This window comes from Morganella morganii (genome assembly GCF_041099235.1).
GTDB lineage: Bacteria > Pseudomonadota > Gammaproteobacteria > Enterobacterales > Enterobacteriaceae > Morganella > Morganella morganii_E.
On record NZ_JBFZSO010000002.1, the window covers coordinates 105,608 to 125,837 of the forward strand.

The following is a 20,230-nucleotide window of genomic DNA, read 5'->3' on the forward strand; positions in this document are numbered from 1 at the left end:
TTATAAATATTCACCGGATATATCCGCCGTGCTATCCGGAACAACACGGGCATTTATTTGTGTTGTTTTTTCACGGGCAAACGTTTCCGGAGTCAGATAAAGTAATTTTTTTCCGGTACGTAATATGATGTTACGACTGAAATGAAAAGAAACCGGCACAGTGAAATCCGGATATTCAGTCATTTTCTTTTTAAGCTCAGCCGGCAGGATTAATTCACATTCACACTCCGCTGCAAACTGTTCAACCAGTTGATAAATCAGCTGAAAACGTATTCCGGTATCATCAAAAAATGCAGTCAGTTCTTTTTCCAGACCGGAAACTGCGCCGGCCAGGTTCTGATGAATGACAAGTCTGTACTCATTCATCACGCGCATCAGTTCCGGCATCGCCTGTGCCAGACCCTGTTGAAAACCGGCATCAAATCCGGCTTTGCGGTGTTGCTCTGCAGTATCTTCCGCCTGTTTTATCAGGCGGGCAGCATACTGGTTTGCCTGCCGGGTCAGGTTACTGAGGCGGCAAAGGGCAGAGACGTGACGATGTTTAATCAGCACGCCGTGTCTGATATGTGACAGCAGGGAATCAGGCAGTAAACGGCACATAATGTAATACCAAAGGTAAAAGAGAACAGGGCAGATGCGGCAGATGTATTTCTGCCGGTGATAAGGACGCATCCGTCATCAGCTGAAACCGGGCCGCCAGCGCGGAGGAAAAACCGGATAATAATTGAGTCATGGCAACCAGGCCGGGCAGGGTTGCCGGGATATCCTGCATTACCTGTGCCTGCGGCCACGCCGGCAGCGGCAGCACGGGACTCAGTGACAAAAATGCCTGTTGGGATGAATCAGGCACGGTATCATCCGGCAGATCATAAGCATGGCGGATGAACATATCCAGGTAACGGCTGACGGCCGGAAGCTGTTGCCAATGGCGCATCAGCGGGATAGTCAGCGGAGATAACAGATCAAAATCCCTCTCACGCGGTAGCCGGTAGTGATCAATAATGACCGCATTATACATTCTGCGGTATGACGCAGATTGCGCTTCCGGCGGCAATCCGCTGAATAAGCGGCTGCTGTGCAGATAATCCGCCGGCTGGTACATAACCCGTGCAACGGCACCTTGTATATCAAACCGGTTATTCATGGTGTTTTGATCTTCTGGCGCGTCAGAAATGCCCGTAATTGTGCGCGGCGGAGATAACCGGCCGCAACCAGTATGAACCCTGCCGGAAACAGCAGAAAAAACGGGGACAGACCGGCTGCTTCCGGTTGCGGCGGCAGATCAATAACCGGTTTCCCGGGATACAGAAGGACAGAAACGGTTTCTTCGGTCAGTCCGTTAAAGGCATTCATCACAAATGTCTGAATATCCTGAGTGAACTGCGTTTCCTCCTCAATCCCGGAATGGTAAATCAGCACCGAGGCACGGGGTATTTCCGGTTTTTTCCGGGGGCTTCCCGGTCCGGACAGCGGATAACTGAGATGAACCCGGGCTCCGGTAACCGTATCAAACGAGAGCAGCGATTGTTCCAGCCGCTGCTCAATGGCAGAAATCAGGCGGGCTTTTTCTGACTGCGGGGAGGCAATCAGTGAGTCTGACGGGAAGATCCCGGCAATCTCAATCCGCTCATCAGTCGGCAGATGGTATTCCTGCAAAATATGAATGGCGTGACGGCTCTGTTCTTCCGGTACGGAAATGGTAAACAGACCTTTTCCCTGCGGAGTTTTCACTGCCTGAATCTGGTGTTTATGCAGCGCGGCCAGCACTTCATTAGACTGACGCTGATTAAGTGATGACAGAATCGTACCTTCTTTGCAGCCACCGAGCAGCAGACTTATCCCGCTTATTATTAATATAAACATTATCTTGTGCATCACTGACCCTTAATCACCGTATCTGCGGCATTCAGGGTCAGATGCAGCATACGGGAATAGAAGCTGATCTCTGTATGCCATTTGGCCATCACGGCCTGGTTTTCCAGCATCATCATGACATCGTTGGTGTCTGTGGTTGTTTGCCCTGCGTCCAGTGCCTGTGTTTTTCGGCGCAGGTCTTTTTTTGCGGTTCCGGGTAATGCGATATTCTGATAAGCCGCCTGCTCCCGGCCGCTGAGATCAGTCAGTAATTCAGTGATCGTTGAAACAGGTAAAATCCGGTTAAATGATGACATCATACAATCCTTGTTATGGTTAATGGCAGGCGGGTAACCTGCCAGTTTTACGTCATAAATCAGCGCATATTACCGATCGGCGTTGACAGGTTTTCTTTATGCTGGCGGATCATCGCTGAGAGTGCGGAACACTTGATATTCAGCGATGAAGTACAGGCCTGTAACATCGCCATATCGTAAGCGTTGGCAGTGTCTTTATTGCCTGACTGTAAATTATTCATCAGCGCATTCAGTTTCACATTATCTTCATGAATGGGTAATTTGAATTTCTTCGTCAGGATAGTGAATGTAATTGCATCATTTTTATTTGCTATATCAGCCATAAATATCCTTATTTATCATCAGAGGTGAATTTTGTGTGGTTATCAGACAGGTGAATATAATTTATTGAGCCATATACTCCCGGCGGTGTATCACGGTATGGTATTTCCCTGTACTGTACCAGCGTGTTTTCCGGTGCTGAGGATATCGTGGTATTGATATCCTTTATAATATTGTCTGTTTCCTTATCTCTCCTTTTTTCGCCATGAATGATAATGCTGTTATGTGATTTTTTCACAGAATATCGAATCGGAAGATGACTGAATCTGTTATTTATTAATCTGGTTATGTCATCGAATGAAAAATATCTTATAGTAATATTTTCCCTGAATGTATCAGGGATGGCCAACAGGGTTAACGGTGTTTTGTTATTATCCTGTCGTATATATATGATCTCTTTTCTGTGATAAAAATCAGGCGTCAGGATGATATCATTATTATTTATTTTTAATTTTGATTTGTTTATTCTGTGAATGTGGTAGCCGGGAAGCTTATCCCTGATAATCTTAATTATATGTTCATCAGTGTATAAAATAAGAATATTATTCCCATTAATAATGTAATTATTGTTTTCGATATATTTTTTTATAATATTTATGCTGTCTATGTTATCAGGATTTCTGATTCTGTTGTCGCTGTATTGAAAGAACATCAATCCGGTTACTGGTAGGAATAATAGCAGAATCATAACGGGAAGAAGATAGCGACGGGCAGGGTGTCTCACTTTATTTTCTGGTAACATTATGTTTTTACACCATTCATCGGATTGATTTTTGATGGCGAAAAGACATTTCCCCTGACATATAAAAGGGGAATTATAACTAATTTCTTGTGTTATTAATTCACCATTATATGTTTTAAAAGAGACGCGATAATGATCGTCATGCAACTCAACTTCTGTCTGTTCAGGCAGTAAACTGGTATCTGTGATATTCAGGTTAATCAGGTTGTTGTCATGATTGACTGCATTATTGATGCCGTATATCCCGGAAGGAATGGTTATTTCTTTTTGTAATCCTTCATCGGAAATTATGATTAAAGTATAAAGATTTTGCATCAATAAGCCCTGGTTATTAAATCATAAGTATAATAATTTTATTTGATAGTGTATTTCTGATATTCAAATGATAGTTAGGTTTATAAAAAAATGGTAGTAAAAAATAGTTTAATATTTTAAATTCATCACTAAAATTTAGTTCGTTCAGTAATGGTTTACTGTTTTACAGGTATTTGTTATCTATTCTGAGGCAAAGGATGGTTGAATTCATATGGAAAAGGAAAGTCAGATATATATTTATAATGATATATATAAAGTGGATAGGTGCAGAGAATATGGTCAGGCTGACCGTTGTTTCCCGTTATCGAAATGTATAAAACTGCTGGCATTTATAGATTGCCATTATCATTTCCCCCGGACAGATACTAATGCAGCAGCAGATAACCAGGTCTGTCCTGATTATGAGATTATTTTTTCGGTTCAGGGGGATGCAGACAATCCTGAATACCGGATTGTCTGTGAAATACTGAATGAAAATAGTGTAATAAAAACATTTTTTAATACATTGCGTCACTCTGAACACTATTGGCTGGTAAAGCATCTGATCAGTGCGGCGGATTGTAAAAATAACAATATCAGGGATATCAGCCAGCGTTACGGATTATCCGGTACTCATTTCAGACGCCTGTGCCAGCGTTATATCGGCAATCAGAGTAAATACCAGTTACGTCACTGGCGCGGCGTGGCATCGGTGCTGGATATCCTGGTCAAAGAGCACTCACTGACCCGGATCGCAGCAGATAACGGCTACTGCTCGGCATCGCATTTCTCAAATGAAATCAAAATATTATTTGGTATGTCTCCCCGGAAAATAAGGAATTTAAATCATGCGGTTAAAAAATAGCACCGGGGGACTGTTTGGTCTTATTCTTTGTCTGTTTTCTCTGCCGGTCATGGCGGAGCAAACACTGTTATACGAAAAAAAACCGCCGCGTCAGGAGCAGTATGTGGCGAAAGAAACACGCCTGGATCATTTTTTTGATGCGCTGGCCGGAAAGCTGGATGTCATGATGATTTCGTCGGACGCGGTGAAAAAGAAGAAGATTTCCGGCACCTTTGATTTATCCGACCCGCAGGCCGCACTGTCACAGATGCTGAAAACGATGGCACTGGTGTCATACCGGGAAAACCGGACTCTCTATATTTACAGCAGCAATGAAATTGAATCATCAATGCTGACTCTGAATGCCATCACCCGCCATGAACTGACGGCTTTTCTGAAACAAACCGGGTTATTTGACGCGCAATATCCGCTGACATCTGACCGGCAGCAGCGGATTTTATATGTCACCGCCCCTCCGCGCTACCTGGCACTGATCCGTTCTGCGGTGGATGCTCTCGAAGCTCAGTACAGTGTGCAGGAACAGGGGATTTCACCGGAAGATGAGCATATTCAGTTGGTTAAGCTGGAAAACAGTTTTGTGCAGGACCGGGAAATTACGTCGCGCGGGAAAAGCCTGATACTGCCGGGAGTGGCCTCGGCATTGCGGGAGTTACTGGATTCCGGGTCAGCAGCCAAAACCGGACTGGTGCCGCAGGATGGGGAACCGGAAGAGACAGCGCCTGCTGAAACGGTCTGGCTGGGCGGTGAACGGGTACGGATTGTGCCGTTGCAGGGGGAAAACAGCCTGCTGTTAAAAGGCCATCGCAATGCCCTGCACTTAATCAATCAACTGATAAAACAACTGGATGTTACCAAACCGCAGATCGAATTATCATTGTGGATTATTGATGTATCAAAAAATGAAGCAGATCAGCTGGGGATCAACTGGCAGGCTGATTACGGTACAGGAAAAATGAAGGTGTCATTTAATCTCAGTGAGCTTAATCAGTTTACTGGTTTTTCCTTTTTCAGCAAGATCAGAGCATTGTCTGCGAAAGGGCAGGCCAATATGGTCTCCCGGCCGATTATTCTGACCCAGGATAACACACCGGCGATTTTCGATAATAACACCACCTTCTACAGCAAATTGCAGGGAGAACGCACGTCATCCCTGGAAAGCATCACCTACGGTACAAAAGTGAGTGTGACACCGCGGATCGCCAATCAGCGGAAATCCGTGGAGATGATTATCGACCTTGAAGACGGCGCACAGAAAAAGGACGCTGACGGAACAGGCGGAGAAGATGCACTGCCGGTGATTAACCGCACCAATATCAGCACGATAGCCAGGGTTGCTCAGGGCAATACACTGCTGATTGGCGGGTACACGCGGGAAAACAGCCATCGCCATAACGATAAAATTCCGCTGCTGGGTGATATCCCGCTGGCAGGCCGGTTGTTTCAGTTTGAATCAGTGAAGACAGAAAAAATGGTCCGGCTTTTTTTGTTGCAGCCCCGTATTCTGCAACAGGATTTTTTCAGCGACACAGAGATTACTGGTCATATTCCGTTTAATGATGAGAATAAACAAGGTATTAAGATGATGCAGTCACTGAGGCAGGGCTATTGATATGATCAATAGCGTATCCGGCTCAGCGATGTTCCGTCCGTCAGCAGCACCACAAAAACAGGCGGGTGATGTGGCGGCGGAGCAGCGCCCGGCGGAAAACCAGGCAGAAAATCACGCCGAACAGATGATGGATGTGATGGATGACATGGCGATGGCGCTGTCACAATTTAACCGGCGGCAGTACGGCAAAGATGAAAATATCAGTCAGTTACCGGCATCAGAGCAAAAAAACAGTGCGGAGGGCGCGGAGACAAAACTGGATCGGGTCGTGAAGTGGTTTGCGGCTTGCGGACGCTCTGTCCGGGAGTTTCTCGATTATGTGCGTAACCTGTTTCCGGACCCCAGTGATTATGTCATGGCGCTGCGTTCCTTATTGCGTAAGCTGCCGTTTTCGGCAGAAGAAGCCGCTGAAATTGATGCGGAAATTGAGCAGTTACTTTATGGTGAGTTTGCGCAGGAAACGCGGGCCGGAATCAATATCGCGCTGAAAATCCGCCTGCACGCACCGGTGACACAACTGGATTGCGCGCAGCTGAGAATGGTGTATCGCAGTTACATCAGCTGGAAATTCGATATTTTGTATCTGTGGAAAGTGTGGCTGGAGCAGTACCGGAAAAGCCGGGTCAGAAGCCTGCTGAATTATGTCCGTGACTCGCTGGTGTGTGATATGGCGGCTGCGTTACCGAGTTGCAGTCATCACAGTGAGTTCGGGGAGCTGACCGCCCGTCTGCATACCCTGAATCAGCTTATTTCCCTGAATGATATGTTTCATCAGAAAATTTCGTCTCTGAATTGTGCAGAACCGGTACTGGCGGATGAGCCCCGGCTGAACCAGTTACTGATTTCCGGGCTCGGTGACGCAGAGGCATTTCAGACGGAAACCGAATCGTTGCTGGCGGCGGCAGAAGATGACAAAAACAAACCGCTTATTTTACAGCGTTTGATTGTGATTTTTGGTGAGATACCGGATGTCCTTTTTTTGCAGGAAGCAGGGAAAGAGCAGGTGGTTTCTTTTCTGAAAGCCCTTATGAGTAAAACTATTAATATCTTATAACTTTCACCGGCAATGGATTGCTATGCTGACAACTTTTATTAATGCGGTCAAAAGCAGACCGGAGATCGCGGTACTGCTGATTATGGTGATGGTAATTGCCATGCTGATCATTCCGCTGCCGAAAATGCTGGTCGATTTTCTCATCGGGCTGAATATTGTCATTTCTATCCTGATGTTACTGCTCTCTTTTTATATCATCCGGATTCTGGGATTTACCTCTTTCCCGGCACTTTTGCTGATCACCACCCTGTTCCGGCTGGCATTGTCGATCAGCACCAGCCGCCTGATCCTGCTGGATGCCGATGCCGGGAATATCATTCAGTCATTTGGTGAATTTGTTATCGGCGAAAATATTGTGGTGGGTTTTGTTATCTTCGCCATTGTCACCGTGGTGCAGTTTATTGTCATCACCAAAGGATCGGAGCGTGTGGCGGAGGTGGCGGCGCGTTTCTCTCTTGACGGTATGCCCGGCAAACAGATGAGTATTGATGCCGATCTGAAATCCGGCCTGATTGATAACGAAGAAGTGCGCAAACGCCGTAAAGAACTGGAGCAGGAGAGCCAGATGTACGGTGCGTTTGACGGTGCGATGAAGTTTATCAAAGGCGATGCGATCGCCGGAATTGTTATTATTTTTGTGAATTTTGCCGGCGGAATTGGGATCGGTGTTGCGCAAATGTCGATGCCGTTCAGTGAGGCACTCAGCACTTACACGCTGCTGACGATCGGAGATGGTCTGGTGGCGCAGATCCCGGCGCTGCTGATTGCTATCAGCGCGGGGTTTATTGTCACCCGGGTCAGCGGCACCAATCAGAACCTGGGGGCTAATATTGTCAGGGAGCTGTTTTCTCATGACTTTACTCTGATTGTCACCGCTGTCCTGGCACTATGTATGGGGATGCTGCCGGGGTTTCCGGCCGGTGTTTTCGGCCTGCTGGCTGCCGGACTGATGTTGTTTTACGGTATGCGGCTCAGACAAAATAAGCAGAAGCAGGCATCTGAATCGGCACAAACCCGCACTGACAGCCGCTCTCAGGCAGTATCCGCGTCGTCTGCGGACGATTTTGCGCCGCGCGGACTGACGGCAGAAAATAACGAAGCTATTCCGCTTATCATCACGCTTCACCACCGTTATCAGACGCTGTTTGAAAAACAAAATATTACAGCGTGGCTGCAGGAGGAGTTTGCCTTCTGTTATGGCTTCTTTTTGCCCGCTGTCATTATTAATTACAGCCGGGAAATACCGGAACATAAAGCGGTGGTGTTAATCAATGAGATTCAGTCCGGAGTCATTTACAGCTATCCGGATCGTTACCGGATAATTGAAATCAATGATGCCCTTGATTCACTGAATATTGAATCTGAGAGTATTGATCAGGAAGGCGGTGAGAAAACGATCTGGACAGATAAAAATCACGAGGAAGACTGCCGGGCAGCCGGAATGGAGACAGAACAGGGTATTACAGTATTTTTCAGCGAATTCAGCCGGATAATGACGCAACATATTCAGGAACTGCTGGGCATTCAGGAAACCAAAACGCTGCTGGATAATGTGGAGAATAAATATCCGGAACTGCTGAAAGAGTGTTACCGCTATTTATCTGTTCAGCGTATTGCGGATGTCTTTCAGCGGCTTATCGCGGAGCAGATATCCATCCGTAATATTAAAATTATTCTCGGCGCGCTGGTGCAGTGGGGGCAGAAAGAGAAAGATCCGCTGGTGCTGGTTGAGCATGTCCGCAGCCACCTTGCCCGTTATATTTCGGCACATTTTGCCTGTGATCAGGTATTGCGGGCGGTGGTGCTGTCAAACCCGCTGGAGGAGATGATCCGTCAGGGTGTCCGCCAGTCAGCGGGCGGGACGTTTATTAATCTTGAACCGGCGCAGTTGGATCATTTTTATGATGCACTGGCGCTGGTGATGACACCGTTGCGCCACCGGCGGGATATCGTGTTACTGACGACAATGGATATCCGCCGTTTTGTCCGGAAACTGACTGAAATGCACTATCCGGGAATAGCGGTGCTGTCATTTTCTGAAATTGTCCCGTCGGCACAGGTGTCGGTGATTGATTCTGTTTAATGTCATAAAAAGGAAACTGGAGATGGATCTTGCAACACTGGTAACAGAAGGAATGAAACTGATCGGGCGCGGGGATTTGGTGCCGGAGGGCAGCTCTCTCGATAATCACTCAACAATCTCATTATCACTGGGGGAACAGCAGGTGATCCATATTGCGGTGGTGGATGAATATCCGGTTATCTGGGTGCCGCTGCCGGCGGATTTACCGGCATTGCTGCCGGAGGTAAAAGGCGGATTGCTGGATATTCTGACAGAAGAACCGGCTGCACTGTTTTATCCGGGATTACCGGCACTGCGGCAGACAGAAAACGGCGCAGAACTGGTCGGCTGCTTCAGTCACAGTGCCGTGAGTGATGCGGAGTCCTTTGTGCAGGCGCTGGATCAGTTTGTCCGCCTCAGTCAGCAGTGTCACACGCTGATCCTCAGAGGCTGATCATGCTGGATGCTCTGCTCAGCCGGCGGGCATTTCCGGTGCATATCCGCGGGTATTACCTGGAAGCACCGCTGCCGGATGTGTTTATCGGGGAAATTTGTCTGTTATGGCAGGATCTTACCTGCCGCGTCCTGCTCGGCCGGGCTCAGGTGGTGGGGTTTAATGAACACAACACCCTGCTGAGCCTGATCGGGCAGGCAACCGGACTGACGCTGACCACGGTTATCGCGCCGACGGGTCGTGCAGTAACACTGACATTCACACCGCAGATCCCGGGCTCGGTGATTGATCCGTCCGGTAATACGCTGGCCCGTCTGAGTGAGATAACTGAGCCGGATAACCGGGCGATCACGCGCCCTGTCTGCGGGGAGGCACCGGATGTGCTTTCCCGGCAGCGTATCACGGAGATTTTGCCGACCGGAGTGAAAGCCATTGATGCCCTGCTGACCTGCGGAAAAGGTCAGCGGCTGGGCATTTTTGCCGGGGCGGGCTGCGGCAAAACGGTGCTGATGAATATGCTGATTTCGCATGCGCAGGCGGATATTTTTGTGATAGCGCTGATTGGTGAGCGCGGCCGGGAAGTAACAGAACTGATTGATGAACTGCGCAACAGCCCGCAGGCCGCTAAATGTATCCTGGTCTGCTCCACCTCCGATAAACCGGCGGTTGATCGCTGTAATGCGGCACTGGTGGCAACGTCACTGGCGGAATATTACCGTGATGAAGGGAAAGAGGTGGTGCTGTTTGTTGACTCTCTGACCCGCTACGGGCGGGCGCTGCGGGATGTGGCGCTGAGCGCCGGGGAAACGCCTGTCCGGCTGGGGTATCCGGCATCGGTATTTGAGCAGTTACCGGCACTGCTGGAGCGTCCCGGTGCCACGAAAACCGGGGTGATCACGGCTTTTTATACGGTACTGCTTGATAGTGAAAATGAGCCGGATGGTTTTGGTGATGAAGTGCGTTCCATTCTCGACGGACACATTTACCTTTCACGGCGGCTGGCCATGCAGAACCATTATCCGGCGATCGATATCCCGGCCAGTATCAGCCGTGTCATGTCACAGATTGTTTCACCACAGCATTTGTCAGCTGCCGGGCGTTTCCGGGCACGGCTGGCGAAACAAAATGAACTGAAATTGCTGGTGGAACTCGGGGAATATAAATCCGGATTGAATGCAGAGAGTGACAAAGCGGTTGAGCTGACGCTGCCGATGCGCCGTTTTTTATGTCAGTCACCGGCAGAATCTGTTGTACCGGATGAGACAGGCAGGTTACTTGAACAGCTCACGCAATGAATTACAGCAACTGATCGCACACTTCAGCCTGAAAGAGCGCTGTGTACAGGCAGCACTGGCACAACTGCATCAGCGCTACCGGCAGGAGCAGGAAAACAAAGAGAAACTGCTGTTGTTAATCAAAGGATTAGAGCAGCAAGTTCATGAATTTGAGTGCTGCGGATTATTATCTTATATCGCACTGAATGAACGCCGCCGTAAACAGGCAATATACCGTAAACAAATCCCGGAGGTTCGTGCGCGGGTGGATGAAGTATCCATTCAGTTGGCGCAAATCTCAGATGATATTGCTGAGAGTAATAAAACGATAAACAATCTGAAGAAGAAAATTATTAAGTTTGAACAATACAGCGAGCAATAAATTTAGTTTATAAATATAAACGGGGAGCCATGGTGAATATTGAATGTTATTACAGTGATCCTGAGTCTGGTTTTTGTACGGAGATGGTGAATAAACAGGTGGCCGATTTACTGTCAGTGATGATAAAAAGAAAAGAAAAAAAACAGTGTGATAATGATATCCCGGTAATCTGTTCAACAATTCAACATTATTATGATAAATATTACAGTGGTAATGCATTATATTTTTTTTCGAAGAATGAAAGGGGTGATTATCATTTTTGTGACAAGAGTGATGCTGTTATGAACTTGACCTCACCAGCAGAAAAGATGAAAAAAATAATATGTCCGAATACGTTACCTGACTATATTTTATATAAAAATACGGCAGATAAATACCCTGGTACGCATCCTGAGAATGTGATTTCTGCAAAAGAACCGAAAAGCATGGCAGCAGAAAGAAGAACGATGGAAAACATCCCGGAATCAGCAAATATTCCGGAGACAGAATACACATCTGGAACAGAATACACACCGGAGACAGAATACACATCTGGAACAGAATACACATCTGGAACAGAATACACACCGGAAACAGAATACACACCTGAGACAGAATACACACTGGTGACAGAATACATGACGGCAGCAGATATGACGCCGGAGTTGCCGGCGTTTCCGGTTTTACGGCTCTCCGGAACCACACCGGAGAAAAGGAGTCTCACGTTACGGTATTATGAGCAGGAAAAGGGGTCGCAGGAAAAAGCCGCTCAGGTTATCGGCTATACCGGAAAAAATCAGGCTGTCCCGGAAAACGGCAGACCTGATTATTATTGTTCTTATCATTTCAGGCAGAAATATCAGCCACCTGAACCGGTGTTTATTTACCGGGAAAAGCCGGGGCGGTTTAAACTGGAAACCGGTTCAGAAACGCTTAGCCGGCGACTGAAAACGATGAACGCGATAAATGGAATTAATAGTGTTGATATAATATAAACGGAAAAAATAAATGTATTATGATGCATGTCAGGCGATGGATTACCTGAGTTGTTACCTTCCGGAAAAAAAAGAAATTAATGGGCGCGTCATTCATTGTCTTCTGATCAATACACAGAATACATTGGATGTTTTAATTGATGTTGAATCATTTCTCCATTACCTGATCGGGGAAAATACGATTCCGTGGGAAATTATTCCGGAACATTATTTATCTGAACTGATTAATGAACATAAAAAAGCGATCAGACTACCTTTTTTCTCACCGGAATGTTATTTCCCTGAACTTTGTACCGCCAGTCCGGCGGCAAATATCACACGCAGGCTTACATTCAGCGGGGATGGTATTGATTTCTGTCTGATCGGGGCAAAAGGGCGGTTTGATATTACCGGCATGCCACTGACAGCGGATCTTTCTGTTCCGGTGAATGCCGGCATTTATATGGGTTCAACCCGGACATTTACCGGTGTGATTCAGCAAATCAATGAGGGCGATGTCCTTTTCATTACACAAAACCAGCGGTTTCTGAGAGCAGGAGGCTATTTTCAGATGACACTGAAACAGGAACAGGACGAGACAGTTATTACTGAACGGGGAATTGTCCCGCAAGCGCCGGTAACCCCGCCGGAAGCCACCCTTTTTGACAGCCGCAGAGTGCCGGTTCAGGTGGATTTTTTGCAGTACCGCAGGGTGTTTCCGCTATCTGAACTGATGGCGCTGCAACCGGGCGATAAACTGACGCTGCCGGCGGCGGATAATCATCTGATCACGCTGGAAATCAACGGCCAGCGTTTTGCTCAGGGGGAACTGGTGCGCGTCGGGAAACAATACGCCGTGGAAATTCATCATATCTTTCATAAGGGTGAATGATGACTGACAGTGCTGTGTCGATGATGCTGATGCTGGCCGCGGCATCCGTTCTGCCCTTTATTCTGGCGGCGGGAACTTGTTACCTCAAATTTTCCATTGTATTTGTGATGGTGCGCAACGCCCTGGGAGTTCAGCAGGTACCGTCAAATATGGTGCTTAATGCCGTTGCGTTTATCCTGGCAATGGTGGTGATGTTTCCCCTGGCCAGTAAAACCTATGCCTATGTTACTGAAAATCCGGTGGAACTATCTCAGCCGGAATCAGTGTCACGTTTTGCGGACGAGGGGTTGCAGGATTACCGGGATTATCTTTTCCGTTATGCGGATAAATCCCTGCTGCATTTTTTTGCGCAAACCGGCGTTGACGAGGATGCCGACCCGGAACTGACGGATGCCCGGGATATCGCATTCTTTCCCCTGCTGGCCGCTTATGCGCTGGGGGAAATCAAATCAGCCTTTCTGATCAGCTTCTATCTCTATCTGCCGTTTATCGTGATCGATCTCGTGGTGTCCAGTGTTCTGCTGGCGCTGGGCATGATGATGATGAGCCCGGTGACGCTTTCGGTGCCGATCAAACTGATCTTATTTATTGCTCTGGATGGCTGGTCGTTGTTATCGGCCAGTCTGGTCTCTCAGTATCTCGACCTGATGGATATTTAACATGGATGCTATTTATGCGGCAGATAAAGGAATTTATCTGGTGATTATGTTATCGCTGCTGCCGGTGAGTGTGGCGACCGTCGTGGGGCTGACCGTCGGCCTGCTGCAAACCGTCACACAAATCCAGGAGCAGACATTGCCTTTCGGGCTGAAGCTGATCGCCGTGTTTGTCTGTATCTTAATGCAGCTTACCTGGCTGGGGGATTCGATGCTCAGTTATGCCCGTGAAATGTTCTCACTGGCGCTCAGTACAACGGCGGCAGGCTAATTCCCGGTGCTGTTATTCTCCTGGCTTCATGATCTGCTTCAGAGCACACTGTTAAGTAGTGTACGCTTATTTGCGGCGTTCGCTTTTTTGCCGTTTCTGAATGATAAATTTATCCTCAGCCGCACCACGCGGGGTATTATCGTTTTTCTCACGGCATTGTGCCTCAGCGGAAATGAACACGGCCCGGCGGCAGAGTTTTCAGTGGTCAGCATACTGAGTGAAATCATTACCGGCACGGTGATGGGGCTTGTTTACAGCACGCCGTTCTTTATTTTTGCTGCTTTCGGTGAATATATCGATAATCAGCGCGGTGCGAATATCAGTGATACCGCTGACCCGACAACCGGCACGGATGCATCTCCGTTCTCTACCTTTATGAACCTGTTTTCGGTCTCTTTTTTTCTGCTCAATGACGGCCTGGTGTTACTGATGGCTTCCGTTCAGGATAGTTTTCGTTTGTTGCCACCAGGCACATTACTGACGGAAATCCATTACGCGCCGCTGTTTGACTGGCTGACAAACAGCCTGTCGCTCTCTTTGCTGTTTTGTATGCCGGTACTGATTATCTTATTTATTTCTGAAGTCAGTCTGGGCATTCTGGCATTGTATAATTCGCAGCTTAATCCGTTTTCATTATCGCTTTCAATAAAGAGCATTATTGCCTTTCTGCTGGTGGTGCTGCTGTTTCGCAGCACAACGGTAACGGATGTCACGCTGCTGTTTGATACGTCCCCTGTCACGCAATTTCTGAGGGGAAAAGATGGCTGAAAAAACGGAAAAACCCACCAGTAAAAAACTGAAGGACGAATCGAAAAAAGGGAATGCATTCAAATATAAAGAACTGCTCTCCACGACCGGTTATGCAGCGGGCATTGCATTCCTGGTCTATATTGCCGACTGGTCAGCATTTTCCCGTTTTTATCAGACGGTATTACGCAATGTGAATCATCTGACTCTCTCTGTTTATATACAGATGTTATCGGATATCTTTTTTCAGATGGTGTTACCGCTGATTATATTATGCGGAGTGAGTGTCAGCTTTGTTTCCCTGATGCAGACCCGTTTTGCTATCGCAACGGAAGCGATTAAATTTGATTTAAAGAAAATTGATCCTATCGCCGGATTTAAACGGATTTTCACCAAAAAATCGCTGAAAAACCTGGTCAAAGCACTGATCTCACTGATTGTGTATTTATCGGCAGGCTATGTATTTATATCGCTGTATACCGGTGATATTTATCAGTTAATCCGGGCGCCTTTCTCTGAAGTGAGTGACGGTTTTCTGTATTTTGCCGGTCGCTATATCGTTATTTTTATCCTGATGCTGATGCCATTACTGGTGATTGATTACATTGTTGAATATTTTTTCTTTTTCAATGATATGAAGATGGAAAAACACGAAGTTAAACAGGAGCATAAAAACAGTGAGGGGAATCAGGAGATAAAATCTGCCCGTAAACAGCAGCACCGGGAACTGCTGAATGCGGAAACCAAAGCACTGATAAAGAACTCGGATGTGGTGGTGGTTAACCCGACGCATATTGCCGTCGCTATCTACCTTGACCCGGAAAATGGTGTTATGCCGCTGATTACGGTGAAAGAGAAGGGCACATATGCACTGGCGGTCCGCCGGTATGCTGAAAAGCACAGGGTGCCGGTAGCCCGGGATATCCGCCTGGCGCGGACGTTATTCCGGAAATATCATGTCTTTGACACCATTATTGATGATGATCTGGATAAATTTCTCGAACTTTTACTGTGGCTGAATGACGCAGAGCAGGCCGCATTTGCCGACAGTGAACCACACTAATATGTATCAGCAGGATGATGCTGAGGCGCATTTTATGAAAGTGATTATCAGGGCTGTAAGATAGTATTTATCCGACTTGATAATCAAATATTATTAAGGAGTGTTTGTTATGGATAACAATATAAATCTGGATATTAAATCCCTGGTTGGTAATATTTTTTCGCACCTGGAGAGTGGTAATATAGCGGGTCTTCTGATGCCAAAGAATGATGGTGATTTTACGGATGTTTATTCTCTGGCATGTGATTATTATGATAAAGGGCTGATAGAGCAGGCTGAAAATATATTCAGATCTCTCTGTTTATATGATTTTAGTAATATTGATTATCTGCTGGGGTTGGCTGCTATTAAACAGGTGCAAAAACAATATCAGAAAGCAATAAATATTTATTGCCTGGCTATTAATCTGGATGGAAATAATCCGACTGTATACTTTCATATAGGCCAGTGTTACTTATATTCTGGTGAGAAAGAATTGGCAGTAAATAATTTCAGGCATTGTCTTTCATTAGGATGTAATAATAGTGAGAGAGAGCAGGCTATGCACTATATATCTATTATGGGAGAGACAGTATGAGATTAGATTATGAGTTCACAGTGGATAATAATAAGTATCAGTCTCCACAGCCCTTATCTGCTGATGGTGTCAGGGTTTTCGGTGAACTAAACACTCCGGATGAAGAGGCAAGATTAATATATGTATATAACAAGCTTGAAAAAATAAATTTAGCTTTGACTGATCCAAAAACAACGGAACATCAGGCAATAGAAATATTAAGAAAATATCATGATTTAATGGGTGATAATGAAATTATAAAAATACTCAATAGCTCTGATAGTGAGACAGCAAGAAAAGCAACAGAGATAAATAATGAAATCAAAGAATATCTTATAAGACGAGATATGATAACATTTGGTTATTTTGTTGATAAAATGGATACAGTGGCAAAATATAGTTATAATATAGGATTTAAATATCATCGTGAAAGTATGAATAATTATATGTCATTTTTTAAAACATTATCTGCTGACATTCTGAATTCATATGGGGAATATACGGCGGGAACTGTTGATGATGGAAAAAAATAAAAGTAGGACATAATAAATTCATGTTTAATTTACATCGTAATTATATGGCATGTTATCCTGCCAAAAGAAATCTGATGAGTGACAGAAACACAAGCAGTGCTCTTTATCAAGGTCGATTCGAAATAGTTATCGGTGAAAATAAAAATGACTGTAGTATATATGTTGACGGAGTACTAATAGACTCAGGTGTTAGCTATGATTATGCATATAAAAAAATGGATTTTTTCTTTGCTGCATTAAAAAAACCAGCGTCAGGAACACAGGCGCTAAAAAATATTAATGCGGAAACTGAAAATAATAAGGTAAGTAAAATAATTGGTACTGTTGATATTATTCTCTTACCTGAAGCATTACTGAAAAGGTTGAATATTTATGTAAGTAATGAAGATATTGCTAATATTAATAGTTACTATGATAAAGAAATGATCACTCTGCAAGATTTTGATGCTCTGGATGGCGATAGGATATCTAAGCAATATGATGATTCAATGGATAATGCTTACAATATTTTTGATAAAAGATTGGGTGAGAGTTATTATAAAAAAAACCTCGGTAAAGAAGATGATATTTGGACAATAACAAATGGGGAGTTAAATTCATATAATACGCTCATTGATGGGGTTAAAAAAGAATCCCAGATGATATTGGATGAATTAAGTCAGAAGTTTAATACAATTAATAGTAATTATGACAATATTCTTAAAGTCATTACGACAATGATAAGTGAGTTAACTCAGGAATTAAAGGGATTTTTACGTTTTTAATATAGGAGGATTACATGGATGTACAATCAGCAAAAAACAATTCATTTGTCAGTGATTTTAATTCAGAAGATAACAATATTTATGTTAAATCAAATAATCATGAAGGTGCAAGCGTTCAGCATTCAGATGAAACGATTAAGGATATAGGTAGAAAGAGTATTAATTCTGAAAACGAGAATGGCAAGCCACGAATTAATAACGATAAATCTGCCGTGGATGACAAAAAAAACAATAATAAAGAAACTAATATTAATAAAAGTAAAAAGGCCGGGGGGATTAATGAAATATTTGCATCATTATATGATGATCTGGATGGAACTATCACGGAAAACTCAGAAAAATATGCCAAATTTAACAAAAAAATGATATCAGGAATGTGGTCAGAAAAAAGAGAAAAAGACCTGCATGATATGATTAGTCAGAAATTTTATAAGTGTGAAGAATATTTCAATGCTATAGTAGATTATTATTGGGATATTTTGTGCGGAGAGGATGAGCCAGATAAAGATGTCAAGTATAAGTTATTTGGTGATAATGTTGTTGAGTTTAAAGATAAAAATGAATTTTCTTTTTTTCTGAGGCAAAAATCAGGTATTGATGAGCTGAAAAACTCACTTAAAGATAGTTCGGGTAATTATTCAGAGAAAACAAATGTTTTTAAACAATTTCTAGGTGCAGTCAGTGTCTTATCCGGAGTCGATGGTGGTAACAATGAAATATCTGAAAAATATAATGAATTAAAAACTGATATTAATGATTTACATCTGATGGCTGAAGTTTTAGATGAGGCAAAAAAAAGTTTTGAATATATCCAGGCGGTTCTTTTACAACAGGGGGGAATAACAAAATCACAAAACCTTTCTCTGATTGAATTGATGGGAAAATTAGCCGACTTACGGGATAAAATTGCACAGCGCAAGCTGGAAAATGACAGAGAATTAGCACAACTTCAGCAGCAGGCACTACAGGAAAAAACGGATAAAGAAGCCGATGAGATCGCAAAAAAATTAGAAAAAGCAAAACGTCTGGAAGCATTATTTAAATGGCTCGGACCGTTATTAACTGCGTTAATGGCGGTATTAACCGCACTGACCGGCGGATTGATGGCAAAAGCACTGGCAGCAGTAGTTGTCGTTGTCACCGTAATTAGTGAAGCGGTTAAAGCTACCGGTGGCCCGGATATTATGGCAAAAGCTATGGAGCCGGTCACAAAACTGGTTGAAGTGATTCAGAAATTTATTAAAAAGGTTTCAGTAGCAATTGCAAAGTTACAGGGGAAATCTCCTGAAGAGCTGAAAAAACTGGAAGAAAAAATGGAAATTGTTTCCATGATTCTTGCTGTTGTTGCAGTAACAGCTATTTTTGCGGCTGCTGGTGCCATTATCGGGAAAATTGTCGGACAGGTTGCATCAGAAACAGTAAAGGAAGTCCTGAAACAGGTTCTGGCGGAAGTCAAAAAACTTTTAATAACAATTATGCTGACATCAACGGTGGTTAATGGTGCCAGCTCGATTGTGCAGGCAAATCTGAATGCTGATATTATTAAAAAACAAGCTGAGATCGACCTTGATCAGGAATTGATGGATCAGATTATGGCATTGATGGATCAGATTATGGCCGCTTTTTCTGAATCAAATCAGGAAATTATTGCTCTTAATGAAAAATTAAGCAAAATAGGAAAAGACGCTTTTCAGCGGAAGAAATATATATTACAGCAGGGACTGGTAGCGGTTTAATTTAAAAGGGAACTTATTATGACAATTACAGCAATAGCAACTAATACAGCACAAACTATTTATACACCAGAAGATGAAAATATTAATACAGGTAAAAATAATCAGACGGGAACAGATATAAAACCCGGTGTGGTAAGCAAGATTACAGAAAATAAAATAACAGAAAAAACAGCCATGACGGATGAACAATGGGGTGAAAGCATTCGTACCAGAGTCAGAGATGTTATGCCGTCATTATTATCTGACTATGACGAAAAATGGTTAAAATTGTCTGTCGAATTATGCAAAGTACTTGTTGATGATTCTCTCAGTCAGCAGGAGCGGCGTAATAAGCTGGAAGGGTTGGTGATGGAGCTGGCAAAACAATTAAAAGACCTGAAATATAAAGAGGCAGGTATTCAGGAAAGAGCAGCCCTTACCGGCGCACTGTTGTCTATCGGAATTGCTGTGATTGGTGCCGCAGTTGGCGGTAATGGTGGCCAGATTATTAACGGCCTGTCTAATTCGGTCGGGCAGACATTTTCACAGGTTATTATGGCAGAAGCCACCCGCTTACAGGGAGATGCGGAAGTGATTCGCGGGGAAAAGGACGTATTGCTCAGCGGTATGTCAGCTCACAGTAAAGTGTCTGAAGACCAGAAAGAATCAAAGAAAAAATTTATGGATACGGTCAGCCGTTATTTTGATAACCGCCAGGCAACAGTTGGTAACCTGATTAATAATATGCGGACATAATCTCTTTTCTGCTCATAAATCCAGGCCGCTTCTGACAGCGGCTTTTTTCATATTCACTCTCATCATGAAGAAAATTCATCTTGTTTTGCCACTTCC

24 protein-coding genes are annotated in these 20,230 nt (G+C 44.6%); 18 read left to right on the forward strand and 6 right to left on the reverse strand.

What is annotated here, in order from left to right; all coding sequences use genetic code 11:
• The 6 genes from AB7038_RS03870 to AB7038_RS03895 are packed head-to-tail and all read right to left on the reverse strand — an operon-like array spanning nt 1 to nt 3,549.
• A complete protein-coding gene (locus tag AB7038_RS03870) occupies nt 1-600 on the reverse strand; it encodes a hypothetical protein (RefSeq protein WP_369452790.1) in 600 nt (199 codons plus the stop codon).
• Nucleotides 581-1,144, reverse strand: a complete 564-nt coding sequence (locus tag AB7038_RS03875) for a hypothetical protein (protein ID WP_368889839.1) — start codon at nt 1,142-1,144, stop codon at nt 581-583. The genes AB7038_RS03870 and AB7038_RS03875 overlap by 20 nt, the downstream gene beginning before the upstream one ends.
• A complete protein-coding gene (gene sctJ, locus AB7038_RS03880) occupies nt 1,141-1,863 on the reverse strand; it encodes a type III secretion system inner membrane ring lipoprotein SctJ (protein WP_369452791.1) in 723 nt (240 codons plus the stop codon). The genes AB7038_RS03875 and sctJ overlap by 4 nt, the downstream gene beginning before the upstream one ends.
• Before the next feature lie 11 nt (nt 1,864-1,874).
• Entirely contained in the window at nt 1,875-2,174 is a 300-nt protein-coding gene (locus AB7038_RS03885; RefSeq protein WP_368889841.1) for a hypothetical protein, read from the reverse strand.
• Between the two features lie 56 nt (nt 2,175-2,230).
• On the reverse strand, nt 2,231-2,494 hold the full coding sequence (locus AB7038_RS03890; protein WP_368889842.1) for a hypothetical protein: 264 nt from the start codon (nt 2,492-2,494) through the stop codon (nt 2,231-2,233).
• A gap of 8 nt (nt 2,495-2,502) precedes the next feature.
• Nucleotides 2,503-3,549: a hypothetical protein gene (locus tag AB7038_RS03895; protein WP_369452792.1), complete on the reverse strand. Its 1,047-nt coding sequence runs from the start codon at nt 3,547-3,549 to the stop codon at nt 2,503-2,505.
• Between the two features lie 505 nt (nt 3,550-4,054).
• On the opposite strand from AB7038_RS03895, the gene AB7038_RS03900 reads away from it, so the two are divergent.
• From AB7038_RS03900 to AB7038_RS03985, 18 genes are all read left to right on the forward strand, one after another.
• Entirely contained in the window at nt 4,055-4,393 is a 339-nt protein-coding gene (locus AB7038_RS03900; protein WP_369452793.1) for a helix-turn-helix domain-containing protein, read from the forward strand.
• The gene (gene sctC, locus AB7038_RS03905; protein WP_369452794.1) at nt 4,377-6,002 is read left to right on the forward strand and encodes a type III secretion system outer membrane ring subunit SctC; all 1,626 of its coding nucleotides are present in this window, start codon (nt 4,377-4,379) and stop codon (nt 6,000-6,002) included. The genes AB7038_RS03900 and sctC overlap by 17 nt, the downstream gene beginning before the upstream one ends.
• Nucleotide 6,003: 1 nt before the next feature.
• The gene (gene sctW, locus AB7038_RS03910) at nt 6,004-7,056 is read left to right on the forward strand and encodes a type III secretion system gatekeeper subunit SctW (RefSeq protein ID WP_369452795.1); all 1,053 of its coding nucleotides are present in this window, start codon (nt 6,004-6,006) and stop codon (nt 7,054-7,056) included.
• Nucleotides 7,057-7,078: 22 nt separating this feature from the next.
• On the forward strand, nt 7,079-9,139 hold the full coding sequence (locus AB7038_RS03915) for an EscV/YscV/HrcV family type III secretion system export apparatus protein (protein ID WP_368889847.1): 2,061 nt from the start codon (nt 7,079-7,081) through the stop codon (nt 9,137-9,139).
• A 22-nt stretch (nt 9,140-9,161) separates the two neighbouring features.
• Nucleotides 9,162-9,572, forward strand: a complete 411-nt coding sequence (locus AB7038_RS03920) for a Type III secretion system protein BsaR (protein WP_368889848.1) — start codon at nt 9,162-9,164, stop codon at nt 9,570-9,572.
• Between the two features lie 2 nt (nt 9,573-9,574).
• Entirely contained in the window at nt 9,575-10,867 is a 1,293-nt protein-coding gene (gene sctN, locus AB7038_RS03925) for a type III secretion system ATPase SctN (RefSeq protein WP_369452796.1), read from the forward strand.
• Nucleotides 10,848-11,228 (forward strand): hypothetical protein, encoded by a 381-nt coding sequence (locus tag AB7038_RS03930; protein WP_247709316.1) that lies wholly within the window; start codon nt 10,848-10,850, stop codon nt 11,226-11,228. Before sctN ends, AB7038_RS03930 begins: the two co-directional genes overlap by 20 nt.
• A 29-nt stretch (nt 11,229-11,257) precedes the next feature.
• Entirely contained in the window at nt 11,258-12,202 is a 945-nt protein-coding gene (locus AB7038_RS03935) for a hypothetical protein (protein WP_369452797.1), read from the forward strand.
• 13 nt (nt 12,203-12,215) lie between these two features.
• Entirely contained in the window at nt 12,216-13,073 is an 858-nt protein-coding gene (locus tag AB7038_RS03940) for a FliM/FliN family flagellar motor switch protein (protein ID WP_369452798.1), read from the forward strand.
• Entirely contained in the window at nt 13,070-13,732 is a 663-nt protein-coding gene (locus tag AB7038_RS03945) for an EscR/YscR/HrcR family type III secretion system export apparatus protein (protein WP_368889852.1), read from the forward strand. The genes AB7038_RS03940 and AB7038_RS03945 overlap by 4 nt, the downstream gene beginning before the upstream one ends.
• 1 nt (nt 13,733) lies before the next feature.
• Nucleotides 13,734-14,000, forward strand: coding sequence for a type III secretion system export apparatus subunit SctS (sctS, locus tag AB7038_RS03950; protein WP_072868951.1), 267 nt, complete (start codon nt 13,734-13,736; stop codon nt 13,998-14,000).
• Between the two features lie 6 nt (nt 14,001-14,006).
• Complete coding sequence (gene sctT / locus AB7038_RS03955) at nt 14,007-14,768, forward strand: type III secretion system export apparatus subunit SctT (RefSeq protein ID WP_368889853.1); 762 nt, start codon at nt 14,007-14,009, stop codon at nt 14,766-14,768.
• The gene (locus AB7038_RS03960) at nt 14,761-15,810 is read left to right on the forward strand and encodes an EscU/YscU/HrcU family type III secretion system export apparatus switch protein (protein ID WP_368889854.1); all 1,050 of its coding nucleotides are present in this window, start codon (nt 14,761-14,763) and stop codon (nt 15,808-15,810) included. The genes sctT and AB7038_RS03960 overlap by 8 nt, the downstream gene beginning before the upstream one ends.
• Nucleotides 15,811-15,919: 109 nt before the next feature.
• Nucleotides 15,920-16,387, forward strand: coding sequence for a tetratricopeptide repeat protein (locus tag AB7038_RS03965; RefSeq protein WP_369452799.1), 468 nt, complete (start codon nt 15,920-15,922; stop codon nt 16,385-16,387).
• Nucleotides 16,384-16,899 (forward strand): hypothetical protein, encoded by a 516-nt coding sequence (locus AB7038_RS03970; protein ID WP_369452800.1) that lies wholly within the window; start codon nt 16,384-16,386, stop codon nt 16,897-16,899. Before AB7038_RS03965 ends, AB7038_RS03970 begins: the two co-directional genes overlap by 4 nt.
• A gap of 74 nt (nt 16,900-16,973) precedes the next feature.
• Nucleotides 16,974-17,663: a hypothetical protein gene (locus tag AB7038_RS03975; protein ID WP_369452801.1), complete on the forward strand. Its 690-nt coding sequence runs from the start codon at nt 16,974-16,976 to the stop codon at nt 17,661-17,663.
• Between the two features lie 14 nt (nt 17,664-17,677).
• Nucleotides 17,678-19,399: a type III secretion system translocon subunit SctE gene (gene sctE, locus AB7038_RS03980; RefSeq protein WP_369452802.1), complete on the forward strand. Its 1,722-nt coding sequence runs from the start codon at nt 17,678-17,680 to the stop codon at nt 19,397-19,399.
• 18 nt (nt 19,400-19,417) lie between these two features.
• Nucleotides 19,418-20,134 (forward strand): hypothetical protein, encoded by a 717-nt coding sequence (locus AB7038_RS03985; RefSeq protein ID WP_368889858.1) that lies wholly within the window; start codon nt 19,418-19,420, stop codon nt 20,132-20,134.
• Nucleotides 20,135-20,230: the final 96 nt, after the last annotated feature.